The sequence below is a fragment of the Acidimicrobiales bacterium genome, from assembly GCA_041394185.1.
Taxonomy (GTDB): Bacteria; Actinomycetota; Acidimicrobiia; order Acidimicrobiales; family Poriferisodalaceae; genus JAAETH01.
Genome location: JAWKIQ010000001.1, coordinates 1333923 through 1359811, shown reverse-complemented (window position 1 = coordinate 1359811; position 25889 = coordinate 1333923). Strand labels below are relative to the sequence as shown.

Annotated in this window: 22 protein-coding genes; 15 read left to right on the top strand and 7 right to left on the bottom strand. The window is 64.7% G+C overall.

Annotated features, from left to right (window positions below; genetic code table 11):
* The first annotated feature begins 556 nt into the window (after positions 1–556).
* Positions 557–1336, top strand: a complete 780-nt coding sequence (locus R2770_06370; GenBank protein MEZ5280079.1) for a sulfotransferase — start codon at positions 557–559, stop codon at positions 1334–1336.
* 145 nt (positions 1337–1481) lie between these two features.
* A complete protein-coding gene (locus tag R2770_06365; protein MEZ5280078.1) occupies positions 1482–6296 on the top strand; it encodes an FN3 associated domain-containing protein in 4815 nt (1604 codons plus the stop codon).
* Between the two features lie 19 nt (positions 6297–6315).
* On the opposite strand, the gene R2770_06360 is transcribed toward R2770_06365, so the two are convergent.
* Positions 6316–7740, bottom strand: coding sequence for an HAD-IG family 5'-nucleotidase (locus tag R2770_06360; GenBank protein MEZ5280077.1), 1425 nt, complete (start codon positions 7738–7740; stop codon positions 6316–6318).
* Positions 7737–9410, bottom strand: coding sequence for an NAD-dependent malic enzyme (locus R2770_06355; protein MEZ5280076.1), 1674 nt, complete (start codon positions 9408–9410; stop codon positions 7737–7739). The genes R2770_06360 and R2770_06355 overlap by 4 nt, the downstream gene beginning before the upstream one ends.
* Before the next feature lie 27 nt (positions 9411–9437).
* On the opposite strand from R2770_06355, the gene R2770_06350 reads away from it, so the two are divergent.
* Entirely contained in the window at positions 9438–10262 is an 825-nt protein-coding gene (locus tag R2770_06350) for a thioesterase family protein (GenBank protein ID MEZ5280075.1), read from the top strand.
* Positions 10204–11016: a hemolysin III family protein gene (locus R2770_06345; protein ID MEZ5280074.1), complete on the top strand. Its 813-nt coding sequence runs from the start codon at positions 10204–10206 to the stop codon at positions 11014–11016. Before R2770_06350 ends, R2770_06345 begins: the two co-directional genes overlap by 59 nt.
* On the opposite strand, the gene R2770_06340 is transcribed toward R2770_06345, so the two are convergent.
* The 3 genes from R2770_06340 to R2770_06330 all read right to left on the bottom strand — a co-directional run bounded on the left by R2770_06340 (position 11010) and on the right by R2770_06330 (position 13897).
* On the bottom strand, positions 11010–12218 hold the full coding sequence (locus R2770_06340; protein MEZ5280073.1) for a cytochrome P450: 1209 nt from the start codon (positions 12216–12218) through the stop codon (positions 11010–11012). The two genes, R2770_06345 and R2770_06340, sit on opposite strands and share 7 nt — an antisense overlap.
* An 83-nt stretch (positions 12219–12301) precedes the next feature.
* Positions 12302–13213: an LLM class flavin-dependent oxidoreductase gene (locus tag R2770_06335; GenBank protein MEZ5280072.1), complete on the bottom strand. Its 912-nt coding sequence runs from the start codon at positions 13211–13213 to the stop codon at positions 12302–12304.
* A gap of 9 nt (positions 13214–13222) precedes the next feature.
* Positions 13223–13897: a histidine phosphatase family protein gene (locus R2770_06330; GenBank protein ID MEZ5280071.1), complete on the bottom strand. Its 675-nt coding sequence runs from the start codon at positions 13895–13897 to the stop codon at positions 13223–13225.
* Positions 13898–13923: 26 nt separating this feature from the next.
* Here R2770_06330 and R2770_06325 point away from each other — a divergent pair, with 26 nt between their 5' ends.
* Positions 13924–14412 (top strand): hypothetical protein, encoded by a 489-nt coding sequence (locus tag R2770_06325; protein ID MEZ5280070.1) that lies wholly within the window; start codon positions 13924–13926, stop codon positions 14410–14412.
* Positions 14413–14471: 59 nt separating this feature from the next.
* A complete protein-coding gene (locus R2770_06320; GenBank protein MEZ5280069.1) occupies positions 14472–15194 on the top strand; it encodes an HAD-IB family hydrolase in 723 nt (240 codons plus the stop codon).
* Between the two features lie 43 nt (positions 15195–15237).
* Here R2770_06320 and R2770_06315 read toward each other — a convergent pair whose 3' ends face one another.
* The gene (locus R2770_06315) at positions 15238–15912 is read right to left on the bottom strand and encodes a TetR/AcrR family transcriptional regulator (GenBank protein ID MEZ5280068.1); all 675 of its coding nucleotides are present in this window, start codon (positions 15910–15912) and stop codon (positions 15238–15240) included.
* Positions 15913–16055: 143 nt separating this feature from the next.
* Here R2770_06315 and R2770_06310 point away from each other — a divergent pair, with 143 nt between their 5' ends.
* Both R2770_06310 and R2770_06305 read left to right on the top strand, forming a co-directional pair.
* Complete coding sequence (locus R2770_06310; protein ID MEZ5280067.1) at positions 16056–16559, top strand: MaoC family dehydratase N-terminal domain-containing protein; 504 nt, start codon at positions 16056–16058, stop codon at positions 16557–16559.
* On the top strand, positions 16559–16978 hold the full coding sequence (locus R2770_06305; protein ID MEZ5280066.1) for a MaoC/PaaZ C-terminal domain-containing protein: 420 nt from the start codon (positions 16559–16561) through the stop codon (positions 16976–16978). Before R2770_06310 ends, R2770_06305 begins: the two co-directional genes overlap by 1 nt.
* Before the next feature lie 79 nt (positions 16979–17057).
* Here R2770_06305 and R2770_06300 read toward each other — a convergent pair whose 3' ends face one another.
* Positions 17058–18527 (bottom strand): AarF/ABC1/UbiB kinase family protein, encoded by a 1470-nt coding sequence (locus tag R2770_06300; protein ID MEZ5280065.1) that lies wholly within the window; start codon positions 18525–18527, stop codon positions 17058–17060.
* A gap of 42 nt (positions 18528–18569) precedes the next feature.
* Between R2770_06300 and R2770_06295 the strand changes: the two genes are divergently transcribed.
* The 7 genes from R2770_06295 (at position 18570) to R2770_06265 (ending at position 25851) form a co-directional block, all read left to right on the top strand.
* Positions 18570–19157, top strand: coding sequence for a DsbA family protein (locus R2770_06295; GenBank protein ID MEZ5280064.1), 588 nt, complete (start codon positions 18570–18572; stop codon positions 19155–19157).
* A 32-nt stretch (positions 19158–19189) separates the two neighbouring features.
* Positions 19190–20440, top strand: a complete 1251-nt coding sequence (locus R2770_06290; GenBank protein MEZ5280063.1) for an acyl-CoA dehydrogenase family protein — start codon at positions 19190–19192, stop codon at positions 20438–20440.
* Between the two features lie 176 nt (positions 20441–20616).
* On the top strand, positions 20617–21513 hold the full coding sequence (locus R2770_06285; protein MEZ5280062.1) for an ATP-binding cassette domain-containing protein: 897 nt from the start codon (positions 20617–20619) through the stop codon (positions 21511–21513).
* Complete coding sequence (locus R2770_06280; GenBank protein MEZ5280061.1) at positions 21510–22703, top strand: ABC transporter permease; 1194 nt, start codon at positions 21510–21512, stop codon at positions 22701–22703. The genes R2770_06285 and R2770_06280 overlap by 4 nt, the downstream gene beginning before the upstream one ends.
* A gap of 20 nt (positions 22704–22723) precedes the next feature.
* On the top strand, positions 22724–23341 hold the full coding sequence (gene udk / locus R2770_06275; protein MEZ5280060.1) for a uridine kinase: 618 nt from the start codon (positions 22724–22726) through the stop codon (positions 23339–23341).
* 75 nt (positions 23342–23416) lie between these two features.
* Positions 23417–25120 carry a hypothetical protein gene (locus R2770_06270; protein ID MEZ5280059.1) on the top strand — a complete coding sequence of 568 codons (1704 nt, stop codon included), beginning with the start codon at positions 23417–23419 and terminating at the stop codon, positions 25118–25120.
* On the top strand, positions 25117–25851 hold the full coding sequence (locus tag R2770_06265) for a hypothetical protein (GenBank protein MEZ5280058.1): 735 nt from the start codon (positions 25117–25119) through the stop codon (positions 25849–25851). Before R2770_06270 ends, R2770_06265 begins: the two co-directional genes overlap by 4 nt.
* Positions 25852–25889: the final 38 nt, after the last annotated feature.

The following is a 25889-nucleotide window of genomic DNA, read 5'->3' as shown; positions in this document are numbered from 1 at the left end:
GCCGACGCGTAGCCGACACGCATGGTGTGTTGCGATAGCGGAGCCGCATCGACTCCGACGAGCACAGTCCAGCCCTCGGTCGCCGGTGGCATCCCAATCCGTTGGATCGATTGGATTCGTTGCCTCGAGTCGGCGCTCACCACCCGCTGTGGTCGACGGATGCGTGCATACACGCCAGCCCGCCGCCCCCACACCGTGTTGAGCGCCCGCGCGATTCCGGACGGCCCTTTGGACACATGGTGGCGGACCCAGTTCTTTGCGCCACCGGTCGCAGATCCCCGCTGCTCGGGGCTTTGGCGGGTCGCAACGGCGATGGGCCAAGAGGTCCTCGCCGATATCCGCTCGGCGAGCAGCAGCGCCAGCGGTGCGTCGGCGCAGACGATGGTGCCTTCGGGCCGGGTTGGTGTCATCTGCTCGCAGTCGGGTGATGGTTGCATTGGGAGCGTCCGCGGCCTGCGTCGGTCGCGCAGGGGTTTACCGTACAGTCGTTACCTCGCGCTATCGGCGATTGACGGCGGCATTTGAGCGTGCCGACGCAGCCCCGTCCGGAGGCCCAGTGGACGATCTTGTAGTCATCGGAGCAATGAAGTCGGCCACGACGACCGTGTACTCGTGGTTGGCGCCGCATCCCCAGATCAGGCAGTCGGCCGGCAAGGAAGTCAACTTCTACAACGACGATCGTCTTTGGGCCAAAGGGTTCGACTGGTACGAACAGCAGTTCGAACCCGCCGGCACCGTGCGTTTCGACTGCTCACCCAACTACTCGAAGCGCCACCTGTGGCCCGATGTGGCGAACCGTATGTTCGCCGACAACCGCTCGGCTTCGATCGTGTACGTGGTGCGCGAGCCCTACGACCGCGTTGTCAGTCACTACATCCATTCCGTTGCGGCCGGGCGCGAGGCCCGCGGTTTCGACCAGGTGCTCGACGACGCCGACAACGAGTACATCGCGGCCACGCGCTATATGTGGCAACTCGAGCCGTTCCTCGAGCGGGCCGGCTTCGTGTCGGTTCTGAGGTTCGACGACGTGGTCCGCGATCCGGCTGGTGTCCTGGGGGCCTTGCTGCAGTCGCTCGGGCTCGACCCAACTCTCGGCGAGCCGGTCACGAGCGGCCGCAACGAGTCGTCTTCGAAGACCCGACCTTCGGCACTCGCTCGTCGGATTCCGCGTTCGCGTTCGTTGCTGCGCCGGATCAACACCTCGCTGGCCGAGCGCCCGATAGTCAAGCCCGACAAGACCCCCGATCGGGTCGGTCGTGTTCGTGAGCTTCTTCGCGATGACTTGGCGCGTCTGAACGAGTCGGGTCTCGTCGATATCACCGACTGGCTCGCCTGAAACCGGTCCGTTATCGCCAGCCCAGCCGAGCGTTCCTGATAGCGAGAACTCGGCGAAGTCCTCCACAAAGGCATTGCTGCGCCGATATGAACTTGCGTAGAGTGGGCAAATGGCCACGCACAGTGGTTAGAGGATGGGTTAGAAGATGAAGAAGCTCTCTGGTAAGCGATCACTTGCCATTTTGCTCGCACTTGCCGTCGTGGTGACTCAGCTGGGGCGAGACGAACCACCTGCAGACGCCGGCGTGTTCGAGCAGGCCACGCCGGGCTCGTATGCCGAGATCTGGGCGCCGCACAGCGAATACACGGGCGGTATTGCCGACGAGACGACATGCACCAACACGGCTGCCAACAACTCGTGGTATCTCGAGCCGGTCAAGGGCTGCCCGAAGACCCTGACGGTGACCCTTCCGGCCGATGTCGGCACCGCGACCAAGGCCGAACTGTTCTTGGACGTATGGGTGGGCCGCGTCGACCACATCGTTCGCTACAGCATCAATGGCGGCCCGACCCGAACGGTAAACGCCGGCTATGACAACAGCCGCACGCCGGTGGTGCTCGACGTTCCCGTCACCGAACTCCAGGCGGGCGCCAACACCGTCACTTTCAGCGTCAACAATTCGAAATACCACATCCACGACATGGCATTTCGTCTGTACGGCGTGGGTGGCACCTTCCCATCGGGCGGGAGCCTCAACTCGGTGGGCGGTGTGTCCGCGGCCGCCGGCGGTGTTCTCGACGTCACCGGAACCGAGCAGGTCACCATCACCGCTACTGTGCCCGGCGCCGACCGTGTCGAGTTCATCGCCTACTACGACGGCTACGACGAAGACAACGACGGTCAGACCACCGACTGGCACGCCTTCACCCGCATGAACTTCAATCCGGGAGGCAAGCCGTCTACCGGCTACACCATTCCGCCCGAGGGCGGAACGATCGGCCACATCGGCACAGACCTCAACGACGGCGACGACAACTATTCGGTCACCTGGGACACCAGCCTCATCGCGTCCCAGAGCGGAGTGAAGATCAAGGCTCGCGCAGTGAAGGCCCGCAGCGGTGGGCGCCTCGACATAACCGACGCCATCGGCGGCGTGTCCGGCAGCTTCGAGATTTCTCGCTCCAGCTATCTGGTCGAGTACTTCCGCGACCCCGACTTCACCGACTTCGCGCTTCACCTCGACGGAACCAGGCCCGACTCGGGCACCCGGTCGATGGACCTGCCTTCGGACTTGTCAGACTGGCAGAGCGTCCAGATGATGGGTCTGTACTGGGGCAGCCCCTCGATCAGCTGGAATGGCGGAACACCCACCTCGGCGTTCAACTTCATCAACAACGGCAACCCGGCCAACGACGACGTCTGGGACCTGTCGGTGATCGATGTGGACCTGGGCGATCTGGCCGCTGGGACAAACGAGATCACCTACGGGTATCAAACCGAGCCCTACGACTATGGCCAGCACATAGAAGAGCCCGGGCCCATGCTGATCGTCAAGCGTGCCGGCGAGCTGCGGATCTACCAGCAGCCGCAGTCTCAGACCGCACTCGACGGCCAACAGGTGACCCTTTCGGTCGACACGTCGTCGCTGGCTGCGGTCTCGTACCAGTGGACACTCGACGGGGTCGACATCGCAGGTGCCGATCAGCCCACCTATACCTTCGTCGCCGACTTCGGCGCCGGTGCGTCGCAGGACTATCGGGTGCGCGTCACCGACGGCGCCGACACGTTGACCAGCCAGGTGGCAACGCTGACCGTGGTCGAGGATGCGTTCCAGGGCGATGACTTCAGCGATCCGGTGGCCTCGGGTGCGCTGTGGGACCAGGTCGACTCGATCGGCGACTCGAGGTTCGTGTACACGGGCGAGCAGGCGATCCTGTCGGTGCCCGAATCGGCCGTGAGCCACGAGCCGTGGACTGCCGGAAACCGGGCTCCGACGCTTCGTCAGGCCCTCAGCAACACCGATTTCGACATCCATGCCGCCTTCGAATCGACACCTTCTGCGGCCTATCAGATGCAGGGCGTGGTAGTGGCGGGGCCAGGAGCCTTCCTTCGCTTCAACGTTCACCACAACGGAACGAACCTGGTGGCCTTCGCCGGACGAGTCGCTGGTGGCAGCGGTTCGACCAAGCTCAGCAAGTCGGTGTCGCCAGACCAGGCCGGCCACATAAGGGTTCAGCGGGTCGGCAATACCTACACGATGTACACCTCTGCCGACGGTTCGTCGTGGAACAGCGTCGGGTCGTTCACCGATTCACTGGCGGTCACCGAGTTCGGCCCCTTCGGCGGCAACGCTGTCTCGGGTGCAAGCGCCCCGGCCTATCACGCCGTAGTCGACTTCGTTCAGCCGGTTCCGGCGCCTGCCGAGACCGAGTCGGACACCACCCCGGCCGTCATCTCCAACGCCGAGGTCATCGCCGGGTCGACGTCTGTCACCGTCAGGTGGGCAACGAACGAACCCTCGACCGGTGTTGTCGGCTACACGATCGGAGCCGTCGCCGAGACGCGTACCTCCGACGTGTTGGCCTACGAGCACGAGGTGCTGGTGTCGGGATTGTCGCCGGAGACCACCTACTCGTTCGCCATCGAGGCTGAAGACTTCAATGGCAACACATCACAGTCGTCGGTGCAGGGAACCACCCTTGCCCCAGGAGAAGGCGGAACCGTCTTCGACGTGTGGTTCGGCGACGAACAGGACTTCGGCCAGCTTGGCTTGGCGCAGCGTTGGGTGAACGTCCTGGGCCGCGTCAGCGACCCCCAGGGTGTCAGCACATTGTCGTACCGGCTGAACGGTGGCGCCCCGGTTGCAATGCAACTCGGCGCAGATGGCCGTCGACTGCACGGCGCCGGCGACTTCAACGCCGACCTGTTGGTTGCCGACCTGGTGCCAGGCGAGAACACCGTCGAGTTCACCGCAGTGGACGCCACAGGCGACAGCACGTCCCATGTAGTCATCGTCAATTGGACACCCGGGGTCGAGTGGGCTCTGCCGTGGGTTGTCGACTGGTCTGAGGTCGCCAGCGTCACAGACGCCGTGCAGCCTGTTGACGGATATTGGGCCAAGGCCAGCGGAGGCTTGGCCATAACCAACGTCGACGACGGCTACGACCGCATCGTGGCCGTGGGCGATGTCACCTGGGAGCAGTACGAGGTGACGGTCCCGTTCATGGTCAACTCGATCGCTCCGGGCGCCGACGACTCACCGTCGAACGGGCCTGGCGTCGGCATCATCATGCGCTGGAACGGCCACAACGACAGCGTCGATCCAGGGTCGCAGCCCTTGGTCGGGTTCAAGGCCGACGGCGCCAGCCCCACTCCGTTCGGTGCCTTCGCACTGTGGCGCGACCCGGCGGGGGCCCAGGACGATCAGATCCAACTGCTCGACGAGGACGCGTCGCTGGTGCGCACCGATCTCGATGCTCCGCTGTCGCTGGGCGTCGAGTACACGATGCGAGCCCGGGTAGACGGCACCACACCGGCGACCTACCGCTTCAAGATGTGGCGCTCGGATCAGCCCGAGCCCGCCGGCTGGGACGTCTCGTGGACGGCGGCGGGTGACGCCCAGGACCCGACGGGCGGTTCGCTGGCCTTGGTCGCCCACGAGGTCGATGCCGTGTTCGGCGACGTCGTCGTGACCCCGGCCGGTCCGGTCGATGCTGCCGCGCCGACGATTTCGCCTGCCGAGTCTGTCATTCACTTCGGTGACACCATCTCGCTGACGTCGGCCGAAGCCGGTGCCACGATGTTCTACACGACCGATGGCACCACACCGACGGCGACCAGCAACAGGTACACCGGTCCGTTCAGCATCTCTGGCACCCAGGTCGTGGTGAATGCGATCGCGATGCGAGACGGAGCCGATCCCAGCCCCGTTGCAACGAGAACCTACGACATCAACCTTGCCCCGGTCGTCGACGCCGGAGCGGGGTCGACCATCACGATGGGCTCGGCGGCATCGCTTTCGGGCACGGTGACCGACGATGCGCTGACGCCGGGTGTCACCATCACCTGGAGCCGTCAGTCGGGTCCCGGCACCGTCAGTTTCGCCAATCCGTCGGCGGCCATCACAACAGCAACCTTCAGTGCGCCGGGCACCTATGTGCTCGAACTCACAGCAGACGATGGCCTCGGAACCGCATCCGACACCGTTTCGGTGGTGGTCGAGGGAGCTCGGGTCGGCTACTGGATGCTCGATGCCCAGGGCCGTGTCTATGCATTCGGCGACGGCGAGCTGATCGTACCCACGGGTTCGAAGGCGCCGGTCACCGGACCGGCGGTGAAGATCCTCGAGAACCCCTCGGGTGCGGGCCTGTGGATCCTCGAGGAGAACGGAACCGTTCACGCCCTCGGCGGTGCGCCCCACCACGGAAACGTCGACACCAGCGGGTTCATCCCGGGGGAGAAGCCGGCCACGATGGCTCCGATGCCGGGCGGCAACGGCTACTTCGTATTCACCACGGTCGGACGCGTCATCGCCTTTGGTACCGCAAAGCACCACGGCGACCTCGTCGAGATGGGCCTGGCCGAGGTGCTGGTCGGACCCATCGTCGACAGCTCGGCTCTTCCGGATGGCTCTGGCTACTACATGGTCGGAAGCGACGGCGGCATCTTCGCCTTCGGAAACGCCGAGTTCGCCGGGTCGGTGCCCCAGGTCGTCAGCGGGCCGCTCGATTCGCCCGTCAACGGGCTGGTCGCGGATCCTGACGGCAGGGGCTACTGGCTGGTAGCAGGCGATGGTGGCGTATTTGCTTTCGACGCCGCCTTCGTGGGCTCGCTGCCAGGCGTTCTGCCACCGGGCACCCAGCTGGTTTCGCCCGTAAACGGGCTGGTTCCTTATGGCGACGGCTATTTGATGGTCGCCGGCGATGGAGGCATCTTCAACTTCAGCTCGCTCGAGTTCCTCGGATCTCTCGGAGGGGTGAACATCCCCGCTCCGATAGTGGGGGTGGCTCCGGTGGCCTGACGCTTCGGGCGGTACAGCTTCAGCGGTGGTCGTGGGGCAGTGAGCCCCGCGCCGCCCTGATGTACGCGTAGGGCGTTTCGTAGCCGAAGTTCGAGACCCGCGACGTGTACACGTCTGCGTAGCGCTCGACCTGGCGGGCGAAGAGGCTCTTGTCTATGCCGCTTCGCATCAACGGTCCCCAGGCGGGGTTGCCCAACTCGGCCGCGGCCTGGGCCAGGGGCCCGATCCGGGCGTCGAGTGTTGCTGCGGCCTCGACCAGATCGTCGATCTCGCTTTGGATCTCGGCGGCTCGGGCCCTATCCGAGCGCGCCTTGCGACGCTGCAGCCGCATTCGTGCGATGCGGCGCTCGAGCTCGGTCTTTTCGTCCATCAGCATCGCCAGCTCTGCTTCGTCGGGGGCGAACGCGTTGGCCGCCTCTACCTCGCCCTCGATCTCGCGGGCGATCAGCGCCGTCCGCCACCTGAGGATGTCCTTGGTGACGTGCACATCACCGAACAGATGGTCTCCGACATACAGCATCTGGGCGGCGGCGTGACCGAGGCTCTGCTCGACCAGCCTGGCGTTGCCACCGAAGTACACGTGGCCGGGCTCGAGCGGACCGAAGTGTGGACGCAGCAGTGACTCGGCCTCGTCGACCACCCGATAGATGGGTGGGGTGCCTTCGAAGAACGACGGCTTGTTGGCCGACACGATGACGATGTCGAACAGGTCGCGCCACGAGCCCTCGTCGACGAATGGGTCGACGGCGTAGGCCATCATCTGGCGGGTGTATTCCCAGTCGGAGTTGGTTATCAGCAGCAGCTGCTTGCCCGCCTCACGCATGTCGCGCAAGGTCTCGACGAGCTCGGGGTCGGGCACCACGAACCGGTCGGGTTCGTTGACGATCTCGGCCTTGAGGCGGCCGCCCTGGTGTGCCGACGACAGGGCCCGATCTATCTGGCGCCACAGGTCGGCGTAGCTGACCACACCCGGAAGCCGCCCGGCGTCGTGAACATCGATCAGCTGACACCACAGAGCGGCGCGCGACAGCTCGAACAGCGTGTTCATGAACTCGAAGCGTTCTTCGGCCAGGTCGATGACAGTTTCGGCATAGGCCGTGCGCTGCTCGTCGAAACCCAGGGCCCGCGTGCCGTGTTGGGCCTTCACGACGTGGCCGAACCTGGTGGCCTTGACCAGGTTGCCCAGGTCGAGGTCGAACGTCAGCCCCAGCGTGTAGGCGTCGGGGTCGAACTGCAGATCGTCTACGGGCCAACCCTGCCCGGCGAGCCACTCGAGTGCGTGCGTGAAGGCCGCCCGCTCCCACTCGTCGACCCGATAGTGGATCAGCGTGTAGTCCATATCGAAGCCCACTGCGCGCAGCGAGCGGACGTTCAGTGTGCGGTTGGCATAGATACCCCGCCCTGGCGGGGTGAACGGTGGCTCGTCGACCGGGCTCGATGTCATATGGCGATTATCTGTGGGTAGATCGGCTCCCACCAGTATGACTCGATGCGGTTGTCTATCTCGGTGGCGTCGAACGCCGGAGCCACGCCTTCCGCGACGGCCTGGCGGGCGACGGCTGCCGCTATCGAGCGGCTGACGTTGGGTACCTGTTGGATATCGGGCAGCACGGGTGCCCCAGCAACCTCGGGCGAGGGTGCTGCGGCGGCTACAGCGTCGGCCGCGGCGATGAGCATGCCGTCGGTGATCGCCTTGGCGCCGATCGACACCGCACCCAGGCCCACACCAGGGAAGACATAGACGTTGTTGGCCTGGGCGATGTGATGGGTGACGCCGCCGTGCACCACAGGATCGAACGGCGACCCGGTGGCGACCAGGGCCCGTCCGTCGGTCCATTCGACGAGGTCTGCGGGCTTGGCCTCTGACTTGCTGGTGGGATTCGACAACGGAAGGATGATGGGCCGGTCGGTCCACGTGGCCATGGCCCTGATCATCTCCTCGGTGAACATGTCCGGCTGGCCGCTGACACCCACCAGCACGGTGGGTTGAACCTCGGCGAACACCTTCTCCAGCGGGATGCGGCCATCGTCGTCGGCCCAGTCGGCCACCTCGTCATAGGGGTGGGCGAACGGCACCTGGTGAGGTGCCAGTGGGTCGCTCTTGTCGTGCACCAGCCCCTTGCTGTTGGTCAAGAAGATCTGAGCGGTCGGGTTGTCTATGCCGTCGCGGCGCATGGCATCGGACAACATCGCAGCGATGCCCGTACCGGCCGATCCGGCTCCGACGATCAGGTAGCGCTGGTCGCAGACCTCGACCCCCGCAGCGCGGGTGGCCCCCTTGATGGCAGCGTAGGCCACCGCTGCTGTGCCCTGGATGTCGTCGTTGAAGGTCAGCAGCTTGTCGCGGTACTTCTCGAGTATCGGGCTGGCGTTGTGCTGAGCGAAGTCTTCCCACTGCAACAAGGCGTTGGGGAAGCGGCGCTTGACGGCCTCGACGAAGGTCTCGATGTAGCTCTCGTAGTCGTCGCCGGTGACGCGCCGCTCTCGCCATCCGAGATACAGGGGGTCGTCGAGCAGTTCCTGGTTGTTGGTGCCCACGTCGAGCAGAACCGAGAGTGTCCGCTCGGGCGGGATGCCGCCCACACCGGTGTACAGGGCGAGCTTGCCGATGGGTATACCCATGCCGCCGACGCCCTGGTCGCCCAGCCCGAGGATGCGCTCGCCGTCGGTCACCACGATGACGTCGATGTCGCGCTCGATCGACGCCAGCTGCTCGTGCATCCGGTTGCGATCGCGGTAGCACAGGTACATGCCCCTGGGTACTCGGTAGAGGCGCGAGAACTGCTGGCATGCCGCCCCCACCGTGGGCGTATAAACGATTGGCATCAGTTCCTTCAGGCGGCTCTGCAGGAAGGCGTAGAACAGGATCTCATTACGGTCCTGGAGGGCCCGCAGGTACACGTGTCGGGCCAGGTCGTCGCCCTCGATGTGGTCGTACTCGTAGTCGATTCGCCGGATGTGATCGTCGAGCGTTTCGTAGGTGGCTGGTACGTGGCCCTGTACCAGCAGCGCTTCGCGCTCTTCGGGGGTGAATGCGGTGCCCTTTGCGAGCAGTGGCTCTTTGATGAGACGTCTGCCGCGGAGCTTCGTGGTTACGACGCGTGGTTGGCTCATGGTTGCGACACGCTAGCGTCGTTCGGCGTGACCGATGCCGCTTACCACGAAGCCGCCCGCGACTTTGCGACGCTCATGGATCTGGAACCGCACGGTCCCGACGTGTTCGTCGGTATCAGCCCCGTATATCCGTGGGGTCGGTTGTATGGCGGCCAGGTGGTGGCCCAGGCGCTGCGGGCGGCCATGTACACCGTCGAGCCCAGGTACGCGCCGCATTCGTTGCACGCCTATTTCATCAGGGGTGGCACGTCGGACGAGCCGGTGCGATTCGAGGTCGACCGAATACGCAACGGCAGGTCGTTCGTGACCCGCAGGGTGGTGGCACGTCAAAGCGGCGGTGCGATTTTGAACATCTCGTGCTCGTTTCAGGTCGCCGAGCAGCAGGCCGACAGCCAGACCCGATCCATGCCAGACCTGGAGGGCCCCGAGGGCCTGGGCGACGACGAGGGCTGGGGGTTCATGCTCGAGAGGCGCTATCACCAGTATCCCCATGGCGCCGGCCGGTCGTCTGGCTGGATCCGCATAACCACGCCGATGGGCGACGATCCGGGGCTTCATACCTGTGGCCTGGCATTCACGTCCGACACGGTGCAGTTCGGGTCGATCAACTCGTCTCACCCGGTCGAACGCGACCGTTCGAAGAGGCACGACGAGCGCTTCATAGGCGCCAGCCTCGATCATGCGATGTGGTTTCATCGGCCGGCGCGTGCCGACGAGTTCCACTTGTATGAATTCGAGTCGCACGGCTTGGTCGGTGGTCGGGGGCTCGCCATCGGCAACCTGTTCTCGTCCGATGGCACCCATGTGGCGACCATCGCTCAAGAAGTGCTCATGCGCTATGTCGGCGATTAGGCCGGCACGTCGGGACAAGTCGGCGATTAGGCCGGCACGTCGGGACAAGTCGGCGATTAGGCCGACACGTCGGGACAAGTCGGCGATTAGGCCGACGGGTCAGCACACGTCGGTCGACGTGTTTGCGGGCGGCAACAAACCCCGGTTGCGGGGGGTGTTCCACAAATGGTCGTTCTTCGTTTCGATCGCGGCGGGCGCGTTGCTGGTGGTGGGGCCCGCTTCCAATAGTTGGCCGTCTGCGGTGGTCTATGCGGCTTGTGTGGCCGCGATGTTTGGTGCCAGCGCCTTGTACCACCGCATCAACTGGTCACCTCGGATGGCGCCCAAGATGATGCAGGTCGACAAGACCGCGATCTATCTGATGATTGCGGGCACGTTCACCCCGATTGCCGTGGTGGGCTTGGACGGACCCTGGGCCACGTGGCTTCTGGTCGTGGTGTGGGCCCTGGCTCTGGTGCTGATAGCAGGGCTGTGGATCCCGTGGGAGCCGCCCTATGGGACGATCACCACCACCTACATCGTCTTGGGGTGTGTGGCGGCTTTGTCGATGCCGGCGATCTGGCGCGAGATCTCGCCGACGTTCACGGTCCTGTTGCTGGCGGGCGGGGCCTTGTTCACCGTCGGGGCGATTCTGTTGGCGGTGCGACGCCCCGATCCGTGGCCGAGGGTATTCGGCTATCACGAGGTGTGGCACGTGATCGTGATGGTGGCCGCCTCGATGCACTACGCGGGCATCGCCCTCTACGTCTACTGACCCCAGGCGATCGGCAGTCGGGAAGGTCCCCAGATAGCCGTGGTGGGCGGCTTCCACTCGACAGGGCCGTCGAGGCGCAGGTTGGGTAGGCGCCTGGCCAGGATGGGCAGAGCCTCCTGAAGCTCGGCGCGGGCCAGCGATGCCCCCAGGCAGTGGTGTATGCCGCTTCCGAAGGTCATTTGAGGCCCGGCCAGGGGGCGTGTGGTGTCGAAGGCGTACGGGTCTTCGAATACGGCCGGGTCGGTGTTGGCCGCGACGAAGCTGGGGAACAGGATGGTCCCCTGCGGGAAGGCCACATCTTCCAGTTCGATGTCTTCGGACGCGTACCTGCCGGTTCCGCGAACCGCCCCGAGGTCGCGCATGACCTCCTCTACGGCGTTGGGAACCAGGTCGGGGTTGTCGGCCAGGGCCTTCCACTGATCGGGATACTCGGCGAAGCGGGCCAGAGCACATGCCAGCTGGTTGCGGGTGGTGTCGACACCGGCCACCAGCACGGCCTCGACCATGGTGATCAGTTCGGTCTCGCTGAGGCGGTCACCGTCTTCCTCGGCTGCAATCAGATCGGTCAGCAGGTCGTCGCGCTGGTCGCCTCGCCGCTTGGCGATCAGGTCGATGACGTAGGCGTCGAGCGCGTCGCGGGCGGCGACGATGCGGTCGGCCTTGTCGTTCGCGTCGGTGTCGAAGATCGACAACACATCGGTGGCCCAGATGGAGAAATCACGCCAGTCTTCGCGAGGAGCGCCCAGGAGGGCGCAGATGATGGGTATGGGATAGGGCTCGCAGATGTCGGCCACGGCCTCGCAGCGGCCCTGGTCGACCACTGCGTCGATCAGTTCTTCGATGGTCTGGGCCATGAACGGCCGGAACCGTTCGGCGGCTTTGGGGGTGAACGCCGGGCTCACCAGTCGCCTCAGGCGCTGGTGTTCGTCGCCTTCTGCCGACAGGATCGACGTGCGTTCGTTGCGGATCAGCTTCGGGTCGAGGCCCCTGATCTCGGCCAGCAGCCTCGACAGTTGGTGGAACCGACGCTCGCGCAGAACCTTGGTGACGTACTCGTGCTGCACCACCATGTATCCCATCGGAACCTTGGCGAGCCAGTGCTTGGACCGCGCTGCCTCTACCTCGGCACGCAGTTCGTCGCGGTCGCCGGGCGACTCGAGATCGATGAACGCCAGGTCCAGTTCGTGGACGGGGGTTGCCATGTTGACTCTGATCGTCTCGAACGAGACTGGTGACTCTGATCGTCTCGAACGAGACTACCGACCGGCCGACGTCGGGCGGTTCTTCAGCCGTCGCCGAAGCAAGCGAACATTTCGGCGATTGCCTTCATCTGCCCTCCGCCGGTGCTGGACGGCACCAGGATCGGGGTCGAGCACCCTGCATCGAACCACGCTTCGACGCCATCGCGGACCTGTTGAGCAGATCCGTAGAGCGTGGCGCTCGAAAGCCAGGCATCGGACATGGCTGCGGTTACGGCCTCGTCGTCGCGGGCGGCCAGCGCCGTCTCTATGGCGTCCATCTCGTCGCCGTATCCGGCCTCGCGCCAGTAGTTGCGATAGTTCGGGAGGCGCACATAACCCTGCAGCGTTGCCCGGTTGCGTGCCGCCCCAGCCTCGCGGTCGGGGTCTATGACGGTGGGAATCATGTTCGCGACGAAGAAGCCGTCGGCCAGGCGGTCTTCGCCGATGCGTTCGACCGAGGTGGGGAAGTGGTTGAGGCTGGCGTTGGCCCAGACTGCGCCGTCGCCGATCTCGACTGCGAGGTCGAGCATCTTGTTGCGAAGGGTTGCCAGCACGATTGGCGGCAGGTCGCCGTAGGCGGTGGTCTTTCGCATGGCGGCGACGTAGTCGCGGGTGTCCGACAGTGGCTTGCCCGGTGTGACGCCCAGGCGGTCGTGTACCGGGCCGTGGGTAACGCCGATGCCGAGCTTGAAGCGGCCCTCGCCGATCTCGTGGATGAAGGCGGCGGTCGAAGCCAGGTCGGAGGGGTGACGCAGATAGATCGGGTGAATGGTGGTGCCGAAGGAGATTTCGTTTGTGGCCATGGCGATCGCCTGGCACAGCGCGACGCAGTCGCCCATCGACGGCCCATAGATGCCGCTGAAGCCCAAGCGCTCGGCTTCGGCCGCCGCTTCGATGGTGGCCGCACGCCGCCCTGCTACTGCGGCCAGCGAGATTGCGGGCATTCGGTTGGTCATCGAGATCTCCTACCTGGTGACTAGCTCAGGAGGAAGATGCCTCGTTTCGGAGAGCCTCACCAAACTGAAGGCGTAGTCGTCGCCCATGTCTATGGCCGTCGCGGTCGATATCGAGGCATGCCAGGTAACGAAGCGTTCCCACTCCCATGGCACCGCGGCTACGCCCAGCAGGGCCGACAACACCATCGAGTTCGTGCCGGCATGGGCAAAGACCACGATGCGTTTGCCCGGCTCCTCGACCTGCCAGGTCGGCAGCGGATCGGGCGTGGGTGCGACGCCCATGGCGGCCAGCGTGTGGGTCAGGCCGGTGTGGACGCGGTCACGGAAGTCTGAAACCGCCTCTCCACCGTCGAGACCTTCCCACTGGTCCTCTGGGTGGCGCCGTCGGTGGGCGGCGAAGATCTCGAGGGCGTCGTGATCGGTGCCCTCCCAATCTGGGTTGCGGATCTCGAGCAAGAAGTCGTGCACCGCCGCCTGCATGCCGGTGAGCTCCAGAAACGGTGCCGCGGTCTCTCGGGCTCGTCTGGCGGGCGACACCCATACCTCGTCGAACGTCTCTCCTGCCAGTGAGGCTGCGGTCAGCAGCGCCTGACGTCGCCCTAGATCGGTGAGCCTGGGGTCGTCGCGGTTGATGCCGCCATCGACCCAAGCGGGCTGGGCGTGTCTGACCAGAACGAACTGCACGCCGACAAACGCTAGCCTCGTGTTCCATGTCCGCAGCTGCCAATACTCAGATCAAGCGGGGAACCCGCGTCATCGTCACCACCGACCTGCCCGGCGCGCCCGAGGGCACTCCTGGTACTGCCGGTCGAACGGTGGGTCTCACGTGGCCCCGCACCCGCGTCGTGTTCGACAACGGCACCGAGCTGGGAGCCGTTGGCATCGCAGATCTGGTTCGCGAGCCAGATTGGCCTCAGTTCCAGGTCGACCGCGAAAAGCGCCGGGCCGAGGAGGCCGAGGCGGCGGCGAAGAAGGCTGCGGCCCCGGCGGCCAAAGCGGCTGGCGGCGACGATGCCGCTGGTGGCAACGACCGCCTGGCGGCCCTCATGGCGCGTTCGAAGAAGGCCAGGGCCGGCAAGGACGGCGGCGACGCTGCACCGGCAGCTGCCGAGGAGCCTGCCGCCGAAGCGGCCGGTGGCAACGATCGTTTGGCGGCACTGATGGCCCGGTCCAAAGCAGCGCGCGAATCCAAGAGCTAGCTTGCTGGCGATTGGTTCGTGGGCTGTAAGGCTTGGTAGCGGTTGGCGTTGACCCGGGTATGACCGCCGATTACAGCCGTGATCTCAGCCGGGCCCAGTTGAGCCTGGGCGATCGTTTCGATGCCTCTGGCGATGGTCAGGTCGCGATCTTTGATGTCGATCGCACGTTGTTGTGCGGTTCGAGTGCCGCTGCACTTGCCCGAGTGATGGTGAGAGCCAAGATTCTGAAGCCGTCGGCTTTGGTCGGCGCCGCGGCCCGAGAGCTGTTTTTCAGGCGGTTCGGCAGTAACGACCAGATGGTCGAGCGGGTTCGCCGCAGGGCTCTCAGCACCGTTGCAGGGCTCGAAACGCGCGACCTGAGGCGTCTGGCAGAGGAGGTCGCCGCCGACCTCGAGGCTCGGACCAGGCCTTCGGTGCGCGCGATGCTGGACAAACACCTCGACCGAGGCGACTTTGTGGTTCTGTTGTCGGCTGCCCCGCAGGAGCTCGTAGAGGCTCTGGCCCGTGAGGTCGGTGCTCATCGCGCGGTCGGCACCCAGGCCCAGGTTGTCGACGGGCGGTACACCGGCGAACTCGATGGCGCGTTCTGCTATGGGCCGGGCAAGTTGATACGCCTGGCGGAGGCCGTGGGCGATATCGACCTGCGCTCGGGCACGGCGTACGCCGATTCGTCGTCCGACCTGGCGCTGCTGTTGGCCGTGGGGTCGGCGGTGGCGGTGTGCCCGGACTCGGGTCTGGAACGCGCAGCCAGAGCCTACGGATGGCCCGTGATTCTGCAGTAGTGGCGGTGGCGTGGCTCCATCGCCGCCACCGGCCAAGCGCAGTTCAGGGGTAGGCCTGCGAGCGGCTGTCCGCGAGGCTTTCGAGGTCGAGCGGAACAGCGGTTGCAGCCTCGACCCAGTAGCGGTTGGCCTTGTCGGTGAACTCGAGTGCTCGCAGCAGCGACGAAAGCCCGACGCGGGTTTCGGTTTCGAGGTCGTTGGTGCGTTCGCGGTCGAACAACATTCGCACCACGGCCACTATCAGGCGGGCTGTGTATTCGGGGTTGAGCTCGGCGTCTGGTGCCATCGAGTCGGCGTCGGGCAGTTGACTCAGCGCGTGGTGCACCTCGTCGACCATTGCGGGCATGGGCCAGCGCTTGATCAGGGTCGCCTGCTCGGCCAGATCGGCCCAAAGAGGGTCTAGCTGGCAGCGTTGGGCCGTGGATACGTATCGCGACACGATTGTGGCTTCGGGACCGGGCTCGAAGCGACGGGTGATGCTGGCGTGGAATCGCTCTTGTGACAGCGAAAGGTCGGCCAGGACGGCTTCGATGATGTGTTCGCGATTGTCGAAGTGGTTGTAGAACGACCCGAGGGCGACATCGGCCATGTCGGTGATGTGTGCGATGGTGACGTTCACGAAGCCGCGCTCGGCGAACAGTGTCTGGGCGGCACGCAGCATCGAGTTGCGGGTGCGAATAGCCCGCTTCTGAGCACGCGTCAGCCTGTCGAACGTCATCGATTCCCCCGGTCCGGGACTTGGGATCGCAGTGTTCCCAAGTGCGATGATGGCATGTACGGCCGCCCAGGGGGAACACCGGCCGCCAAAATCCGGCCTTGACGCGGTGTCGTCAGCGCCTGGAAGGGACAGAAGGGATACCCATGCCAGCAGAACGCTTTCCGGTCGAGGAAAGCCACGTGATGATGTTCGCCAGATCGATCGGCGACCCCAACCCCGTGTATCAAAACCCTGAGGCCGCGGCCTCTACGGACCTCGGCCACATGATCGCTCCGCCCACGTTTGCCCAGGCGAGCGCACAATTCGACCCCGATTATCCGCTTCGTCCAAAGGTCGGCGAGGTGTGGTTCGGCAGCGGATCGACTCCGTCCGGGCGCACCAAGGAGCAAGACGGCGGTGGCGGTGGCGGCGGCGGCAATGGCGGCGGGCTGCACGCCGAACAGCACTTCACGTACCACCGCCACATCGAGCCGGGCGATGTTTTGTCTGCCACCACGTTTCCGGGTGAGTCCTGGGAGAAGGAGTCGAAGCGGGCGGGCAAGCTGAAGTTCTCCGAGACCATCACCGAATACCGAGACCAGAACGGTGAGCTCGTCATAACCGCCAGGGGAGTCGGTGTGCGCACCGAGAAAGTGATCGACAGCTGATGGCACTGGACGCAAACGAACTAGAGGTCGGGCAGACCTTCAGCATGGTCATCGTCGATGACCTCACCCGCACCCGGCTGGTGCAATACGCCGGTGCCTCCGGCGACTACAACCCGCTTCACACCGACGATCTGTTCACCAAGGAGGTGGCGGGTTATCCGGGTGTGTTCGCCCACGGGATGCTCACGATGGGCATGACCGGCAGGTTGCTGACCGACACCGTTGGCGATGCGATGTTGACCTATTACGGGGTGCGCTTCGTCAACCAGGTGTGGCCTGGCGACACCCTGACGGCCACCATGACGGTCACCGCAGTGCGCAACGAAGATGGTCAGAACCTGGCCGACTTCGATGTTGCCACGGTCAACCAGAACGGGGTCACGGTGTTGACCGGCAGCGCCACGGCCAAGGTCGACTAGGTGCGACGGTCGGGGACGTTGTCGCCCGTCGCCGCATCGCGGGCGGCAACGTTCCTGGGCATCACCGCCGGGTAGCTGGTCAGCCCTTGGGCCCTTCGGAGTTGGCGGGCCTGGGGTGGGCTGCCAGCCAGGTGGCTTCGTGCTCGCCGATGGGCGTCGATGGTTCGGCGTCGGTCCAGACCCACAGCTCCTCAGATATCTGACGCCAGTTGGCGGTTGCGTTCAGCTTCGCCAGGATCGAAAACAGCCCCAGGTTGATGCGCTGGATCAGCGCAAACGTCGGCGGCACGTTGGTGTGCTTCAAGATGGCGTTGGCCTTGGCGTCGAACGTCTTGCGCAGAAGCTGACCCGAATATTCGGGTGTGATGGTCAGCTCGCGGTCTTCGAGGATCAGTTCGTAGTAGCTGCTGAACCACTCGAAAACGTCGTCGTCGGAGAACGGCGCCCCGGGCCGCAGCACCTGGACGCGCTCGGCCTCTTGGCGGAAACGATGATGGTCGCCGTAGATCATCGCCTGAATCAAGGCGGTGAACTGGTCGACCTCGGCGGGGTCGAAATACTTGACCAGCCCGAAGTCCAGGAACGCCAGCCGTCCGTCGTCGGCCAGCAGGTAGTTGCCCGGGTGGGGGTCGCCGTTGAAGGCCAGTTGGCGGTTGAGGCTGCGAAAGACGAAGCGATACAAGATCTCCGCATAGCGGTCGCGGTCTTGTTGGCTCATCTCGAAGGCTTCGTCGAAGGTCTTGCCGTTGACGAACTCGGTGGTAAGCACGTTGTGGGTCGACAGTTCGTCGATGACATCTGGCACCCAGATGTAGGGGTGACCCCGGTAGTAGTCGGCGAAGGCCCTTTGGTTGCGCGCCTCCTGCTCGTAGTCGAGCTCCTCGAGGATGCGGGCTCTCAACTCCTCGACCAGGCTGGTGGGGTCGAGGCCGGGAAAGATGAATCCCAGCATGTTCGCCAGGGTCTCGGTGTTGTCGAGGTCGGCGGCGATTGCGTCGGCGATGCCGGGGTACTGGACCTTCACCGCAACCTCGCGACCGTCGCGGGTGATGGCCTTGTGTACCTGGCCTATCGATGCAGCTGCCAGCGGTTGGGGGTCGACGTGCTCGAAAAGGCTCAGCAGGGGCTGGCCCAGCGAAGTCTCGATCTCGGTCAGTGCCAGGTCGCCCGACATCGGGGGAGCGTCGCTGCGCAGTTCGGCCAGAGCCAGGCGCATGGGCTCGGGCAGCCCTTCGTCGAGATAGCTCGCCATTTGGCCCAGCTTCATGAGGGCGCCCTTCATACGCCCCAGCGAATCGACGACGTCGCGGGCCTCTCGCAGCTCGAGCTCTGCGACCAGGCGGCGCCGGCGTTCGTCTGATCCGAATTGTGCCCGCGCCGAGGTGATGGTTCGGTCGGTGCCTCGTCGGGCGCCCAGCTTGGCCATCTCGACGGTGCGGCGAGCCCGTGTCGAGTGGGCGATGGGATGAATGTCGTGGTCTTCGGCGACCCGGCGCAGCCGGTTGACCAGCCAAATCGCCGCAGCGGCGGCCAACATTGCTCGAATCACCCGATGAAGGGTACGGGCAGGCCGGGTGGCTACCGTTGCGACATGACGCGTGTCACTGTCTGGTCCGACTATCTGTGCCCGTGGTGTTATCTCAACCAGTCGCGGGTGGAGAGGTTGCAGAACCACCATGGCATCGAGGTCAGGTGGATGCCGTTCGAGCTGCATCCGGGTATCGGGCCCGAGGGCCGGCCGATCTCGGCGAAACGGTTCGCGAAGTTCGTCGAGCTGGCCGACATCGAGGGCGTCGATTTTGCTCTTCCCGACCGGATCATGCCCACCCGTCGGGCCCACCTGTTGGCCTGTTTCGTCCAGGCAACCGCCGCGGAGTCGTTCGGCGATGTTCACCGGCAGTTGTTCAGGGCTGTCTGGGTCGAGGGCCGCGACGTGTCGGACCTGGAGGTGCTGCGAACGATTGCCCAAGGTTGCGGCGTCGACGGCGACGAAGCGGTCCGCTCTGTCGTCGACGAGACACATGTCGATCTGCTCGTCGCGGCCCGCGACGAGGGCCTCGAAAACAGTGTGGTTGCCGTTCCAGCGACCCTGTTCCCCAACGGTTTTCTGCTGCCAGGATTCCAAGACGTGGCGGTGATCGATCGCATCGCCGAACGAATGGTCGAACGCGGTTTGTGAACCGAGCCGTCGGCGGGTCTACCTTTGGCGCTATGCAGCCGACCTATACCGAAGACACCGAGGAATATCGCGCCAAGATCGTCGCGTTCCTCGACGAGAATCTGCCTGCGGACTGGAAGGGCATCGGCGCCCTGACCGACGCCGAGAAGCTCGAGTTCACCCGTAGCTGGCGCCAGGTGCTGGCCGACAACAAGCTGCTGGCGCCCAGCTGGCCCACCGAATACGGGGGTCCGGGGCTTACCGCCCTCGAGAACATCATCATCAACGAGGAGTTCTACAAGCGCGGCGTGCCCACGGCGGGCAGCAACGATGGTTTCAGCATCACGATGGTGGGCAACACGATCATCCATCGCGGAACCGAGGAACAAAAGAGGCACTATCTGCCCCGCATCCTCGACGGCACCGATCTGTGGTGCCAGGGGTACTCCGAGCCCAACGCTGGCTCCGACCTGGCGAACCTGGGCTGTAGGGCCGTGCTCGATGGCGACGAGTGGGTCATCAACGGTCAGAAGATCTGGACCTCCAGTGGTCATCTGGCGAACATGATCTTCGTGCTCGCTCGCACCGATCCGGATGCTCCGAAGCACCAGGGCATCTCGTTCTTGTTGGTGCCGATGGATCAGCCCGGCGTCGAGGTTCGGCCCATTGTCAACATGGCCGGCCACAGCCACTTCAATGAGGTGTTCTTCTCCGACGCCAGGTGCCCGAAGGAAAACGTCATCGGCGAGGTGAACGGCGGCTGGTCGGTGGCCAACACCTTGCTGGGGTTCGAGCGCGGGGCGCGGGTGACGGTGTTGTCGCTGGGGTTCCGCGACGAGCTCGACCGCTTGGTCGAGCTGGCGCGAGAGCGTGGCGCCACCGAAGATCCCATCATTCGTCAGCGGCTGGCCAAGTGTCACACGAAGGTCGAGATCATGCGCTATCTGGGCATGCAGGGCCTGAGTTCGTTCCTGGCGGGTGAGGCGCCTGGGCCTGGCAGCTCAATCGGCAAGCTGCTGTGGAGCGAGTATCACAAGGACGTCACCGAGCTGGCGCTCGACATCTTGGGCGCAGATGCAATGGTTCATGACGCCGACCCGCATGAGGGCAGCGGCTTGGGCGCTTCGTCGCCTGGCACCCCCAACACGGCGACGTCGTGGATCAACACGGCGTATATGGCCCGGTCCGGCACGATCTATGCCGGTTCCAGCCAGGTCCAGCGCAACATCGTGGGCGAGCGCATCCTGGGCCTGCCCAAGGAACCCCGCGCCGACGCCGGGCCCTGGAAGGACACGCCCAAATAGGCGTGTCCTGACCCAAAGACACAGAAGGACACGCCCAAATAGGCGTCTCCTGACCCAAAGACAGTCTCGAACACCGGTGTTCGGGCGGCGTCTGGCGCCGCTCAGACACCGGTGTTTGCGTTTGGGGCGGGCGAGGGTGGCCGCACTATCTGGCCCGGTGCCGCCAGACTGATCCCATGCTCGATATCCAGGGTCTGTCGAAACGTTATGGCGACATCGTCGCGGTTGATGACGTCGCACTAGCGGTCGAGAGGGGGCGCATCGTGGGGTTCGTCGGCCCGAATGGTGCCGGCAAGTCGACCACCATGCGTTCGATCTTCGGGCTGGTCGAGCCCGACAGCGGATCGATCAGCTGGGACGGTGCGCCGGTGGACAGGCGGGCTTTGGCCCGCTTTGGCTACATGCCCGAGCAAAGGGGCCTGTACCCGAAGATGAAGGTGGCCGAGCAGATTGCCTTCTTTGCCGAACTGAAGGGGGTCGATCGTTCGACGGCCGGCCAGAGGGCCACTGCGATCCTCGACACCCTAGGGCTGGCGGATCGTCGTGACGATGCGGTGGAGAAGTTGAGTCACGGCAACCAGCAGCGGGTTCAGCTGGCCGTTTCGCTGGTGACCGAGCCCGAGCTGTTGGTGTTGGACGAACCGTTCAACGGTCTGGACCCGGTTGCGGTGGAGACGTTGCAGCAGGTGTTGCGTGCGCGTGTGTCGCAGGGGGTTGGGGTGTTGTTCAGCTCGCATCAGCTCGACCTGGTAGAGCGCATCTGTGACGAGATCGTGGTGATCGTGGCCGGACGGGTACGCGCCTCGGGAACGGTTGCGGCGGTCAGAGGTGCCAGCGGGGCCCGGGTTTGCACCATCGAGGTCGATCGGCCCACGGCGTCTTTGACGGAGGTGGTCGATGCGCCTGTGCTGAGGTCGACGGCCACGTCGGTCGTGGTCGAGGTGGGGTCGGACGGCGACTTGGACGATCTGTTGGCGCGGGCCCGTCGGGCAGGGCCGATAGTGCGTTTCGACTATGACCTGCCGAGCCTGCAGGATGCCTTTACCCGCCTTGCCGAGGGGATCGAGCTGTGAACGAGAACGACCAGAGGGTGGCCACCCTGCGTGCTCTGCGCTTGATCAGCCGGCGCGAGGTGACGTCGCGCATCACGTCCAAGGCGTTCATCGGCGGCATCTTGACGACGGTGTTCCTGATTTTTGCCGTGTTTGGCTTGGGGGCGTTGCTGGGTGGCGACGATCCGGTGCGGATAGGTGTTAGCGGCCCCCAGCCCACGGGTGTGCTCGAGGTTCTCGAACGGACAGCGCAGCTGAACGGCACCCAACTGGAGCTGACCGAATACGTCGATCGCGATGTGGCGGCCGCGGCGCTGGAGGCGGACGAGGTCGACGGGGTGGTGGTGGACGGCGAACAGCTGTTGATGACCACGACCCAAAGCGACGTCGTCGCCTTGGTCACGCCTGCCTGGCAGCAGGCGGCACTGATCGACGGTCTGTCGGAGGCGGGCCTGGACGAACAGGCGGTGGCGGCCACGTTGCAGGGTGCTGCACCGATCGAGGTGGTCGAGCTCGACCCCGATCCTGGGTCTGATGGCCGCGAAGGTCTGGCCTTCGTGACCGTCATCATGTTGTTCATCTCGATACAGGTGGCGGGCGCCTACATCTTGATGGGGGTGTTCGAGGAGAAGTCGACCAAGGTGGTCGAGCTGGTGTTGTCGTCGGTTCGGGCCAGGCATTTGTTGCTGGGCAAGATCATCGGCGTCGGCGTGCTGGGTTTGGTGCAGGTCGTAGCCCTGGCCGGGTCCGCGCTTGTTGCGGCGGCGCTGTTCAGCTCGGCCGATCTGCCTGCGCTGTCGCTGGGTCTCGTGCTGTCTGGCCTGGCCTGGTTCGTCCTGGGCTACCTGTTGTACGGGTCGGTGTTCGCAGCGGGGGCCTCGCTGGCTCCGCGCCAGGAAGACGCCCAGTCGACGTTGGCTCCGGTGACCGTCCTACTGATGCTGAGCTATTTCGGAGCCCTGTTCTCGGCCTCGGACCCCAGTTCGATGCTGGCGCGGGTGGTCAGCTGGGTGCCGGTTACGGCGCCGTTTGCCATGCCAGGTCGAATAGCGTCTGGCGATGCCGTGTGGTGGGAGGTCGCAGGAGCGATGCTGTTGACCGCCGCAGCTTCAGGGCTGGTGCTGATGCTGGCAGAGCGCATCTATGTTCGCTCGATCATCCACACCGATCGCAAACTCGGCTGGCGAGAAGCCTGGTCGCTGCAGAGCTGATCGGGTTAGGATGACCTCCCGTGGATGTCGTTGTAATCGGGGTATGCGGGGGCTCGGGTTCGGGCAAGTCTTCTCTGGCGGTGGCGCTGGCCGAACACCTCGGCGACGATGCCGTGGCCGTGTTGCCCTATGACGCGTACTACCACGATCTGGCGCATCTGGAGTTCGACGAGCGGGTTGCCGTCAACTTCGACCATCCCGATTCGCTCGACGCCCAGCTGTACACCGCTCATCTCGAGGCGCTGCGCTTGGGCCAGGCGGTCGGGGTGCCTCACTACGACTTCAGCAGGCACATCCGCTCGGGCGATCACACCGTCGTCGAGCCCAGACCGGTGGTCGTAGCCGAGGGGATCTTGTTGCCGAGCGATGACCTGATCGCCTCCAGCCTCGACCTGAGCGTGTTCCTCGACGTACCCGAGTCTGTTCGGTACAAGCGCAGGCTGGCGCGTGACATTGTCGAGCGCGGCCGTGACGAGGCCGATGTGGCCCGCCAGTTCGAAGAGTCGGTGGCTCCGATGCACGACTTGTTCGTGCAGCCGAGCTCTCTGCGGGCCGACTTGGTTTGGAACCATCCTTGGGATCTCGCCGCAGCCGCTGCCGAGCTGCCGGCCGCCATCGACACCATCGTGGCTGTCTGAGCCGATCTCGGCCCCTCGGGGTGCCCCAGCGCTGCGCTGCTTGAGTGAGCATGTTCATCGGCCGACAGAAAGGCTGTGATCACACGCGACCGCCCACGGCGGTTCAAATCTCCGTGGACCGACTGCAACAGATCGCGCGCCGATGATGGCCTGTCGCTGATCGAGACCATCATCGCGATTTCGCTGCTGGCGGTTGCTCTGATGATCACGATTGGCCCCACCGTTTCGAGCTTCACGACGCTGCGAAATGCCAAGGTCATCGACCTGGGCGAGAGTCTGGGTCAGGGTCGCCTGGAAGAGATCAGGCAGCTTCCGTTCGACGAAATCGGCGTTTCTGGTGGGTCTCCCGATGGTGCTCTGACAGGTGTGGAGACCCGAACCGTTCAGGGTGTCGAGTTCGAGATGACCACCGAGATCGACTGGGTCGGTTCGGGCGGAACAGACTCTGGGTTCGACATCGGCGGAACGGGTGCCGACGGCATTGCCAGCCAGCCCGACTTCGGCCGCAACTACAAGTGGGTTCGGGTAACGATCGAGCCCGCAGACGGCAGCATCGACCCGATCGTGTTCTCTACGGCGATCACTCCCGACTACATCGCATCGGGCAGCGACGGCCTGGGTACGGTGATCGTCGAGCTGATCAAGCACGAACCGGTCGGTTCTGCCACCTCCGACACCGACTGGCCCCTGGTCAGCCTGGTTTCGGCAGCAGGCCCGGCGTTCACCCCGGTGCCCAACATCGCAACCGGCGAGCAGACCTTCCCCAACCTCACGCCCAATCTCGGCGGCGGTCCGTACCGGATCAGGCTGGGACCCACCCTGGCCGATGTCGAGGGCGGCGGTTGGCGCATTCACCCGTCTGACCTGTTGAGCTTCACCGATCAGGTCGAAGCTACGGCCGGGCGCACCATCCGCGTGTCGTTGACCATCTACAAGGACGTCTCGTTGAGGGTCGAGCTGACCGGACCTCCAGACATCGGCGAACCTGCGGCCCCCATCGAGCGAGCGTCGCTGATCCTCGGCTACGAGGGCCGCTATGCGGTTCTGGACGACAACGACCAGGTGGCGCCCGGCATCTGGGACATCGACGAGTTCGACGGCAACCCCCTGTTGCCTGGCGAGTACAGCGTGCAGATCGATTCGCCCGGCTACGTGCCGTATGGCACGGAGACGATAATTGTCACCGACAGTTACCCGACCGTGACCCAACTGGTGCACCCGGTCGAACTCGAGGTCGCGTCGAACAACACGGCCGAGATGACCTTCATGGTCTCGGGGCCCGACGGGCAGGCCATCAGGGGTGCCCTGGTGACGGTCCAGTCGGACACCTATGGGCCCCTGGTGCAAACAACCGATGCGTCGGGCCGGGTCATCTTCAACCTGCCCGTGGGGTCGAAGTCGTCGCCGGTGGTCAACATCCAGAGCCCCTACGGCCACGAGGAGCTCAACGATGCGCTGGGGCCTATCGTCGTGTGGGGCACTCAGACCTATCAGCTGAATCTGCCCGCCAACAACGGCTTGCTGGTGTTGGTGAACGGCAACGACGGGTATTTCCAGTTCTTGCCGTTCGGCTCGGGCGCCAACTGGAGCGCTCCGGTGTTGCCCAACGTCAACGGCACCGCTTCGGTCGCCCTGCCCTCTACCGGGTTGGGTAACGACTGGCTGGTGCGCAAGGTCTGCTGGAGCGACAACCAGGTTGTCGCCGAACAGGCGGTGAACGTTCCGCCGAACGGAACTACCACCACCTGGGGAGCGGGGGTGATGCCGTGCACTCCGTGATCTCGAAGACGTTCGGTATCTATTCGGTCAGCCACCGTCTGGCCGAGCGGCGTCGTCGCAATGCGAATGGCGAGAGCCTCGGGTTCTCGACGATTGAGTTGTCGATGACGATCGCCATCATGTCGATGGTGTTGGCGGCGTTCTACGGCGCCTACAACGGGTTCTTGCGCGATGTTGCGTTTGCCGAGCAATTGGCCGAGGTCGAGCGGCGCAGCCGCCCGGCGATCAACGAGCTGCTGATCGAGCTGCGGCAGGCGACCCCGCCCAACGGTGCGGCGAACGGGCAGCCCATCGAGGTCTTGACCGAGGATCGCATCACGTTCTATTCGGATCGCGCCAGCTCTCCAGGGCCCGAACGCATCACCTACGAGAAGACCAACTGTGCCGATGGGCTGTGTGAGCTGACCAAGTCGATCATCTTCGCCGACAGCGGCACGAGCTACCCCAACTGGACACACGACATCGCCGGGGGACCGGACGTGACCCAGATGGTGCTGCCGCGGATTCCCGAGGATCTGGTGCTGTTCGTCGGTCGCAGGATCGATGGCAACACCACAACCGACGTTGCGGTGTGCGACCGGTTCGACGAGTTGGGTGGCGGGGTAATCAGCTGTCGGCTCGACAACGTCGTCGTGGAGATCGAGGTGGTGCCCAGGGCGGCAGACACCTCGGTGGTGCCCCGTAACTACGAGGTGGTTGAGGAGGTGCAGCTCCGCAATGCGAACTTCTAGCAGAGATCAACAGGCGCGAAGTCGAGGCGATGAACGGT

Excerpts from the sequence above, each read along its gene's own strand:
- R2770_06325 (MEZ5280070.1), top strand. The coding sequence starts at position 13,924 with ATGTCCGCAGCTGCCAATACTCAGATCAAGCGGGGAACCCGCGTCATC.
- R2770_06335 (MEZ5280072.1), bottom strand. The coding sequence starts at position 13,213 with ATGACCAACCGAATGCCCGCAATCTCGCTGGCCGCAGTAGCAGGGCGG.
- R2770_06320 (MEZ5280069.1), top strand. The coding sequence starts at position 14,472 with ATGACCGCCGATTACAGCCGTGATCTCAGCCGGGCCCAGTTGAGCCTG.
- R2770_06365 (MEZ5280078.1), top strand. The coding sequence starts at position 1,482 with ATGAAGAAGCTCTCTGGTAAGCGATCACTTGCCATTTTGCTCGCACTT.
- R2770_06295 (MEZ5280064.1), top strand. The coding sequence starts at position 18,570 with ATGACGCGTGTCACTGTCTGGTCCGACTATCTGTGCCCGTGGTGTTAT.
- R2770_06285 (MEZ5280062.1), top strand. The coding sequence starts at position 20,617 with ATGCTCGATATCCAGGGTCTGTCGAAACGTTATGGCGACATCGTCGCG.
- R2770_06315 (MEZ5280068.1), bottom strand. The coding sequence starts at position 15,912 with ATGACGTTCGACAGGCTGACGCGTGCTCAGAAGCGGGCTATTCGCACC.
- R2770_06345 (MEZ5280074.1), top strand. The coding sequence starts at position 10,204 with ATGGCACCCATGTGGCGACCATCGCTCAAGAAGTGCTCATGCGCTATG.
- R2770_06290 (MEZ5280063.1), top strand. The coding sequence starts at position 19,190 with ATGCAGCCGACCTATACCGAAGACACCGAGGAATATCGCGCCAAGATC.
- R2770_06355 (MEZ5280076.1), bottom strand. The coding sequence starts at position 9,410 with ATGAGCCAACCACGCGTCGTAACCACGAAGCTCCGCGGCAGACGTCTC.
- R2770_06305 (MEZ5280066.1), top strand. The coding sequence starts at position 16,559 with ATGGCACTGGACGCAAACGAACTAGAGGTCGGGCAGACCTTCAGCATG.
- R2770_06360 (MEZ5280077.1), bottom strand. The coding sequence starts at position 7,740 with ATGACATCGAGCCCGGTCGACGAGCCACCGTTCACCCCGCCAGGGCGG.
- R2770_06310 (MEZ5280067.1), top strand. The coding sequence starts at position 16,056 with ATGCCAGCAGAACGCTTTCCGGTCGAGGAAAGCCACGTGATGATGTTC.
- R2770_06340 (MEZ5280073.1), bottom strand. The coding sequence starts at position 12,218 with ATGGCAACCCCCGTCCACGAACTGGACCTGGCGTTCATCGATCTCGAG.